The organism is Leptospira perolatii (assembly GCF_002811875.1).
Classification (GTDB): Bacteria; Spirochaetota; Leptospiria; order Leptospirales; family Leptospiraceae; genus Leptospira_B; species Leptospira_B perolatii.
In genome coordinates, this window is the sequence record NZ_NPDZ01000027.1 from 1 (window position 1) to 8,262 (window position 8,262).

Here is an 8,262-nt window from a genome sequence, read left to right on the forward strand (position 1 = left end):
TGAATCTCGTATCTAAAAACATAATGCATGATCAGGCACAGGTAGGTTAAGGAATTTATGGCCGAGATTACGGATAAAAAGCAATATCTTTCCTTTTTTCTGGGAGAAGAGATGTACGGAATCTCTTTGGGAGAATGTAAGGAAGTGGATCACAATAAAAGAATATTAAAAGTTCCGCATGCTCCTGATTACGTGGAAGGAATCGTAAACCTGAGAGGGGATCTGGTGACGATTCTAAATTTGAGGTCTTTGTTCGGAAAAGACTTAGGAGAAACTTCTCAAAAATACTCACTCATTCGATTGAAAGGCAAGAAAGAATCCTTTGCGATACTTTCCGATTCTGTATCGGACATCGTAGAGGTCTCGGATCAAAAGTTGGAGGCCTGTCCTTCTCACCTAAACGAGAAAGAGAGCAGATTCATTCGGTGTGTGACAGTATTGAAAAGCGGAACGATGATCATATTGAACCAAGAAGAATTACTACATCTAGAGGATGAATAAGGTAGAAAAGTATGTTAGGGTTTGTGTCTCAAAATAAGGAAAAAGAAAACGAAAGAAAACAGATGTCCGTCTCTCTCACCGAACAAGAAAGGGTGATGAAAGAAGGAACTACGCTCGTATCAATGACCGACTTAAAAGGAAAGGTCACATATGCGAATAAGGACTTTTTGGAAATAGCCGGACTTACCGAAGATGAACTAGTCGGTAAACCTCACAACGTTGTCCGCCACCCCGATATACCTAGAAGCGTATTCAAAGACTTTTGGACGACGATCCAGAGCGGGAAGCCTTGGAGAGGAATCGTCAAAAATAGAGCCAAAAACGGAGACCATTACTGGGTAGATGCGAACGTAGCACCTAGAATGGAAAACGGAAGCATCATCGGTTACATGTCGGTTCGACGTGCTCCTAGCAGACTTCAAGTCGAATCAGCCTCCAAGCTCTACGATGATATTTTGGCTGGAAAGAAAGCTTTAACTCCAACCAACATCAGGAAAACTTCTGTACGATTCAAATTAGGAAGCTTCGTTTTTGTTACCGTATTCGGTCTGGCAACGGTAAGTGCGATTAACTATCTGGGAATAGGCCCTCTTTATTCGTTCGCCGCAGCCGGAGCATTTGCAGTTTTGCAAAGTATTTTAGGTCTTTATTATACAAACTATATATTAAGACCTTTGAAAGAAGCTTCGAACATTACAAACAAGATCGCGACAGGCGACCTTTCGGTGAATATTGACCATAACCGAAACGATGAAATCGGAGAGTTACAAAAAGCGATATTGAACATGTTGATTAACACTGCGGCATTGATTTCAAGACTGAAAGAAAACGGTGACACTTTATTCTCTTCTTCCAGTGATTTGTCGAGTGCGAGTTTGAATCTTTCTTCCGGAATCGAACAGATGTCCCAACAGTCTCAGACCATCGCAGCTGCAGCTACTCAGATGAACCAAAATCTAAACGTAGTTTCCAGCTCGATTGAAGAGATGTCGGTTTCCGTTGGTGAGGTCGCCAAAAAAGCAGCGGATTCTGCAAAGATCGCTCGCGAGGCAAACTCCACTGCGATTGAGACAAGTGAAGTCGTAAAAGAACTGGGAGAAAACGCAAAAGAGATCGGAAACGTGATAGAAAGTATCGCGAGTATCGCTGCCCAAACCAAACTGTTAGCGTTGAACGCAGCGATCGAAGCTGCCGGAGCCGGAGATGCAGGAAAGGGATTTGCTGTGGTAGCTTCTGAAGTAAAAGAGCTAGCTCGCCAGTCTGCTGAATCTTCTGAAGAGATTAAGAGTAAAATTTCTGCGATCCAAAAGAGTACGGAAAAGGTAATCGACTCAATCGCAAGAATTACCAGCGTAATCGCAGAGGTGAACCAAATCAGCGGAAGCATCGCTTCGGCAGTGGAAGAGCAATCTATCACTACAAAGGAAATTGCCGCAAACGTAGGACAAACTTCTTTGACTTCGAACGATGTGACTAAAAACATCAATGGTATTTCTACTGCTTCCCTAGACGGAGCCAAGGATGCCAACAGCGTTTCCAAACTTTCGCAATCCTTGCAGGAGCTTGCAGCAGGTTTGACCACGTTAGTGAACCAATTCAAAATATCTAATACTGCTAACAAGTAAAAGGTATAAAGAATGCAGGCTCAATTTAAAAGCGCCACCGCGAAGCGTAAAGTTTCTGTCTTCGTGGTGGATGATTCCTTAGTGTACCGCAATTTGCTCCGAAGTGCATTGACGCAGGACCCGGAAATTGAATTTTTGGGAACTGCGATCGACGGAAAATTTGCGTTGCCTAAAATCGCTCAACTGAAACCGGACATCGTTATTCTTGATGTAGAAATGCCCGAGTTGGATGGAATCCAAACTCTCGCCGAAATCAAGAAGCGATTTCCGGAAACAAAAGTGATCATGCTCAGTGCCCTAACGATAGAGGGAGCCAAGATCACTTTAAAGGCGCTGGAGATGGGGGCGATCGACTTTGTCCCCAAACCCAGTGCAGATGGAAGCGGTGTGGAAGGAGTCGGAGAGGCTCTCGTATCGCTTACCGCAAAGATTAAAGAATTACAAAATCATGAAAGAATAATATCGATTCAAGAAACTGCTCCACCACCACCTAAGGTTTCGGGGGTCGCCAGAAAGTTAGATAATCAATTTAGACTTTGTGCAATCGGAATCTCCACGGGAGGACCAATCGCACTGAGGCAGTTATTTTCAGGCATACCTTACGGTTTCGAAGGAACCATTGTAGTCGCTCAGCACATGCCACCATTATTCACAAATTATCTCGCCGAGAGTTTGTCTCAAGCATCCAATATCACCGTAAAAGAAGCCGAGGACGGTGAGGTTCTTAAAAAGGGAGTAGCGTATATTGCTCCGGGTGGAAAGCAATTGGAAGTAATTCACGATTCCGAAGGCCCTAAAGCTAAAGTTTTTTCTGGTCCTCCTGCGGAACTATGTAAACCATCCGTGAACATACTATTCCATTCCCTTGCCCGGAGCTTTCCTAGGGAGACAATCGGTGTGATCATGACTGGCATGGGTGAGGACGGGTACCTGGGTTTGAAAGAACTGAGGGAAAATGGCGCCTATCTGCTCGCACAAAACCAGGAATCCTGCACGGTCTATGGGATGCCGAACCGGCCTACAAAAGAAGGATTGATAAACGAAGTATTAAACGTAGAAAAACTTGCAGAAAGAATCACACAGTTATTCCAGAGGTCAGGTAAGAAATGAACGAAGCCACTTCCGAATTAATGGAAGCGATCAAACAAGCGACCGGTCTTTCTTTGACAGAAGAGAAAACCTATCTTTTGGAAAGCCGCCTATCCGACTTGATGTCAGACTACAACCTCTCCGATTTTCGCGAGTTGTCAGATAAATTCAAAAACAGCTCCGACATAGACTTTAGAGAAAAGGTAATAGAAAGAGTAACTACACACGAAACAAAATTCTTCCGTGATGAAAGCATTTTCGGTGCCCTACTAGAAAGGATTTTACCAGAGATTCTGGAAAGAAAGCGTGAAAAGTTTCCGAATCAAGACAATCATATCATCAAGATTTGGTCCGCAGCCTGTTCTACAGGACAGGAACCTTATTCAGTCGCTATGGCGATTCGTGACAAGCTTCCTCATATATTTAAGAATATTAGAATATTAGCAACAGATATCGCCAAGGAAACCATTGAAAAGGCAAAATTAGGAATTTACTCTACCTTTGAATTAGGCAGAGGGCTTACTGATTACCACTTGGAAAAATATTTCGATCCTTATGAACCTGGCATACTCAAGGTTCAGGATGAAATCAAATCAGTCGTAGAGTTCAAACAGCACAACCTGATAGCAGACCCGTTCCCGACCGGTTTTGATTTGATACTTTGTAGAAATGTATCTTATTACTTCGATAGCAGCGAAAGAAAAAGATTATTTGAAAAAATTGAAAAGGCTTTGAACCAGGATAGTTTTTTAATTCTGGGATCTGCAGAGTCTATTGCGGAATATTCCAATAACTTCATTATCCGAGAATTCGGACTTTGTCGTTTCTATGAATTAAATTCGTCGAATTTCACATTGTTTTTAAAAGGAGCATAACATGCGGGCAAGGGTATTGGCAGTCGATGACTCTGCGACTATGAGAAGCTTAGTCCAGCAAACGCTGGGAATGGGGGGATATGACGTTGTCCTTGCATCGGACGGGAAAGAAGGGATAGAAAAATTCGGAGCCGATTCAGTAGACTTAGTGATTACAGATATCAATATGCCCATTATGGATGGAATCTCCTTCATTAAAGAAGTGAGAAAAATAAATCTAGAAATTCCCATACTTACACTTACGACCGAATCAGAAGATGGGATGAAACAAAAGGGAGCAGAGGCAGGAGCAAACGGTTGGATTATAAAGCCATTTCGCCCAGCTCAATTTTTAGATATCATCAAGCAGATATTGCAAAAATAAAAGAAATGGCAACGCACTGTTTGTGGTTGCCAATATCTTTTTACAAATAAACCGAGTGGGTCTTTTTATTGGAAGTTCCCGACTTAAGCAGCAGACTTCTTGGCAGTTTTTGCTGGAGCCTCTGAAGCAGGTAGGCTAGTCGATTTTTTTACGATTTCATCGAATTTAGAACGCACAGATTCGTAACTCTTTTCTGCGGAGGAAGAGATCTCTTTAATCTCCGTAGATACTTTATTGAACAACTCTCTTGCTTTTTTGGCAGGTTCTGAGTTATCTGCGGCTCCTTTTGTGATCAGATTTTGGTAAGTTTGAGATATCTCTCCTTTTGCTTTGTTCAATGCCTCCGACGTAGTCATTAGTATTCCTAAGCACGCATTTACCGCGTCCACCAGTTGTTTTTCCATAGTGAATTACCTTGCAAAAAATTTTCATTTCTTCTATCCAGATTATTAAGGAAGTCAATAAAATTAAGAAAATTTAATGAATAAAGTTGCGTATTTTTGTTTATGTCTCCTTTATTAAAATGGAATATTACAATTTTGTTTTGCACCATTGCTTACATGCCGATCCGATGAAAAGCGACGCAAATTGTTCAGTATTCGGGCATCGGAAGTATTTCCTGAAGAAAAGTCATAGATTGGGCGACTAAGACTCATGATTCGATATTCGATTGGATCTAAATTATTTACGTGTAAACTAATAATGTAAGACAGTAGTAACAAAGACTAGTTGATGCACTTAATAGAAGCTTTCGGAATGCTACCTTTTATAACATTCATTACAGTTGAAGGTGAGGCTAGAACACTGAAAAAGAGCGGCAATTCAGGTGTTAGTTGCTAGATAAGCCCTTGTCTTTTCGAAAGCATTAACGTGGAAAGGAATTGCTAGTACTTATTTTCGATAGAGAATAACTGTGTGAGCAAATTTTCGGTAGATACCAAATTGATTTTTCCTAACGAAGAATTAAACGGTGAAGCAGAGACAACAAGAATTCTGCTTCGGAACATATCCGTACTTGAACTTTTGCAGCAAATATCAAGTGCTGCAAACGAGTCTACGGATCTGGAAGCATTATTGCAGTTTGCGATAGATAGAATTTGCGTCATCACGAACTGGAAATTAGCTAATGTATATCTTTGGTCAGACCAAAAAAAACGCCTGGAAATCTCACCGATTTGGTTCTCACAGGAAAATGCATCTCTCAAAAGTTTTCGAAAGTATATAGAAGAGACATTTTACCAAACGAGTCTTGCTCCGCAAGTATTGCGCGAAAAAAAGGCGATATGGCTCGATCCCCTTAATGAAAACCTGGAAGAAAGAGTAAGAAATCTAGCGGAGAAAGCTGGAGTCAATTCAGCCTTTGCATCTCCCATTTGGAACCGAGATAAAGTCATTGGAGTTTTAGAATTTTATTGCAACCCCGCAGATATGACTCCTACGTTTTTGGAAGCACTTGCAAATATCGGTTCTCAAATCGGAAGGGTATTCGAAAGAAGCGAGGCGGAAAACTATTTAAGAAAATCTCAAGAACAATTGAGAGCTTTATCGGCTAGACTCCAGGAAGTCCGAGAAGAAGAAAGAGTAATGATTTCGAGAGAAATACACGACGAACTTGGGCAAATCTTGACTGTCTTGAAAATCGATACATCATTACTGAAATATAATATACTTAAAGGAACTTCTGAGCATAAAGAGTCAGGCAAAAAGCTCGCACTTGAGACGGATTTAGATTCTATGCTAAATTTAATAGAGTCTGCGATTAAATCGGTGCAGAGAATCGCGACCCAATTAAGGCCCATGATTCTGGACGAGTTAGGATTGATCGAAGCAATCGAATGGTATACAGAGGAATTCCAAAAGCGTACCGGAATAAATTGCAGTATCCACAAATCCTGGAATGATTCGGCTCCTCTTTCCCAAGAGCATTCAGTCGCATTGTTTCGCGTTTTCCAAGAAACTCTTACGAATATAGCAAGACACTCTAAAGCTGAGAAAGCAGAAATCTACTTAGAACAAACGGATATTCATGTTACATTAACAGTCATTGATAACGGAATTGGAATTTCTTCAGAAAAACTTTATGATTCGAAATCGCTCGGCCTGATCGGCATGCAAGAAAGGGCAATCGTACTAGGTGGTGACGTTCAAATCCAGGGCGGCAATGGTACTAAAATTCGCGTTAGAATTCCAAAGAATCCCCGAAATGGGAAAGGAGGTGTTATATGATTTCAATCGCGCTAGCAGACGACCATCCGCTATTGCGTGAGGGTCTAAAAAAAGTTTTGGCGAAAGAAAATGATATGGAAGTAGTCTGCGAAGCAGAAAATGCAGAACAAATGATTGAGTTTGTAAGGAACCAGGAAGTTCAAGTCGCGATTTTAGATATTAATCTGCCCGGAATGAGCGGACTAGACGCATTAAAGATTTTACATACTTCTTCTCCGAACCTGAGGGTTTTGATTTTGAGTATGTACCCGGAAGATCGATTTGCGGTTCGAGCTTTGAAAAATGGTGCTGACGGCTATATGACAAAGAGTAGCGCAGCGGAAGAACTGATTCATGCGATACGATCCATCCTTTCTGGCAGAAGATATCTAAGTTCTACTGCCACTGAGTTACTCGTAAGAGAGCTCTCAAAACCTGCCGATAGACTATCTCACGAAATCTTGTCGGAAAGAGAAATGCAAATTATGCTCATGTTAGTAAGGGGAAAGACTGTAAAAGAAATTTCCAAAGAGCTGAACTTGAGCGTAAATACGGTGAATACATACCGCGCCAGAATTTTAAATAAAATGAATTTAAGAAACACAAATGAACTAGTGCGTTATGCGTATGACAATCGGCTTATTGAATAATCCTAAACAATTAAGGTTCAAATTTGCCTAGTTCTTCCATCTAACAAAGTGTCATGAAATTGGTAATAAATTATTAACTATATGTGCGCCTTTGGGGTGTCACATTTTTTGTGACATTCCTATTGTTCGTTTAACAAGAAGAATGCTTTCTTGAGTTTAATTTGTTTTTTGTTGCGAAACCGTAGAAATTGATACATTATTTAAGCGATCGACGCGTTGTGCGCATTCGTCTGTGAATCGATAGGTGGTTTTGTATGTCCGTTGCGAGAACAACTGATCTCATAGAAAATGATTCTCTAAATCTAAAGCAAATTCTCGAAGTACTTTCAGCTCTCAAACGAGGGGACCTTACTCACCGAATGCCTTTGGATAGCACCGGGATTAGCGGAAAAATCGCAGATTTATTAAACGATATCATTGATCAAAACGAACGAATGGTAAAGGAATTCGAGAGGATCAGCAACGAAGTAGGCCAAGAAGGTAAGATTTCCCAAAGGATAAGTTCCGTGGCCAAAACAGGATACTGGGCCGCGTGCATGGATGCGATCAATTCACTCATCGGTAACTTAGTACAACCAAACAGGGAGGTCATGCGAGTAATCGGTGCAGTTGCAGGTGGTGACCTTTCCCAAGATATGTCCCTGGAAATAGAGGGGCGGCCCTTAAAGGGAGAGTTTCTTAGGACTGCAAAGATCGTGAACACGATGGTGGACCAGCTGAACTCCTTCGCTTCGGAAGTAACACGGGTGGCAAGGGAAGTGGGCACCGAAGGTAAGTTAGGCGGACAAGCGGATGTAAGAGATGTCGCAGGTACGTGGAAAGACCTAACGGACAGTGTGAACTCTATGGCATCCAACCTGACTGGACAAGTGAGGAATATCGCGGATGTAACGACTGCAGTAGCAAGAGGTGACCTTTCCAAGAAAATCACAGTTGATGTAAAGGGAGAGATC

At 41.6% G+C, this 8,262-nt stretch carries 9 protein-coding genes; 8 read left to right on the plus strand and 1 reads right to left on the minus strand.

The genetic code is table 11. The annotated features are described in order from the left end of the window. The first annotated feature begins 57 nt into the window (after positions 1 to 57). The 5 genes from CH373_RS18290 to CH373_RS18310 are packed head-to-tail and all read left to right on the plus strand — an operon-like array spanning position 58 to position 4,454. The gene (locus CH373_RS18290) at positions 58 to 501 is read left to right on the plus strand and encodes a chemotaxis protein CheW (RefSeq protein WP_100714045.1); all 444 of its coding nucleotides are present in this window, start codon (positions 58 to 60) and stop codon (positions 499 to 501) included. 11 nt (positions 502 to 512) lie between these two features. Beyond that, positions 513 to 2,126 (plus strand): methyl-accepting chemotaxis protein, encoded by a 1,614-nt coding sequence (locus CH373_RS18295; protein WP_100714046.1) that lies wholly within the window; start codon positions 513 to 515, stop codon positions 2,124 to 2,126. Positions 2,127 to 2,138: 12 nt separating this feature from the next. Continuing rightward, positions 2,139 to 3,236 carry a protein-glutamate methylesterase/protein-glutamine glutaminase gene (locus CH373_RS18300; protein ID WP_100714047.1) on the plus strand — a complete coding sequence of 366 codons (1,098 nt, stop codon included), beginning with the start codon at positions 2,139 to 2,141 and terminating at the stop codon, positions 3,234 to 3,236. Next, on the plus strand, positions 3,233 to 4,090 hold the full coding sequence (locus CH373_RS18305) for a CheR family methyltransferase (protein WP_100714048.1): 858 nt from the start codon (positions 3,233 to 3,235) through the stop codon (positions 4,088 to 4,090). Before CH373_RS18300 ends, CH373_RS18305 begins: the two co-directional genes overlap by 4 nt. A gap of 1 nt (position 4,091) precedes the next feature. Beyond that, entirely contained in the window at positions 4,092 to 4,454 is a 363-nt protein-coding gene (locus tag CH373_RS18310; protein ID WP_100714049.1) for a response regulator, read from the plus strand. Between the two features lie 83 nt (positions 4,455 to 4,537). Here CH373_RS18310 and CH373_RS18315 read toward each other — a convergent pair whose 3' ends face one another. Next, the gene (locus tag CH373_RS18315) at positions 4,538 to 4,858 is read right to left on the minus strand and encodes a phasin-related domain-containing protein (protein ID WP_100714050.1); all 321 of its coding nucleotides are present in this window, start codon (positions 4,856 to 4,858) and stop codon (positions 4,538 to 4,540) included. Positions 4,859 to 5,369: 511 nt separating this feature from the next. Between CH373_RS18315 and CH373_RS18320 the strand changes: the two genes are divergently transcribed. The 3 genes from CH373_RS18320 to CH373_RS18330 all read left to right on the plus strand — a co-directional run. Continuing rightward, on the plus strand, positions 5,370 to 6,680 hold the full coding sequence (locus CH373_RS18320) for a GAF domain-containing sensor histidine kinase (protein WP_100714051.1): 1,311 nt from the start codon (positions 5,370 to 5,372) through the stop codon (positions 6,678 to 6,680). Further along, complete coding sequence (locus tag CH373_RS18325) at positions 6,677 to 7,309, plus strand: response regulator (RefSeq protein WP_100714052.1); 633 nt, start codon at positions 6,677 to 6,679, stop codon at positions 7,307 to 7,309. The genes CH373_RS18320 and CH373_RS18325 overlap by 4 nt, the downstream gene beginning before the upstream one ends. Positions 7,310 to 7,563: 254 nt before the next feature. Continuing rightward, on the plus strand, positions 7,564 to 8,262 hold a 699-nt coding region (locus CH373_RS18330), incomplete at its 3' end, for a HAMP domain-containing protein (RefSeq protein WP_165778873.1).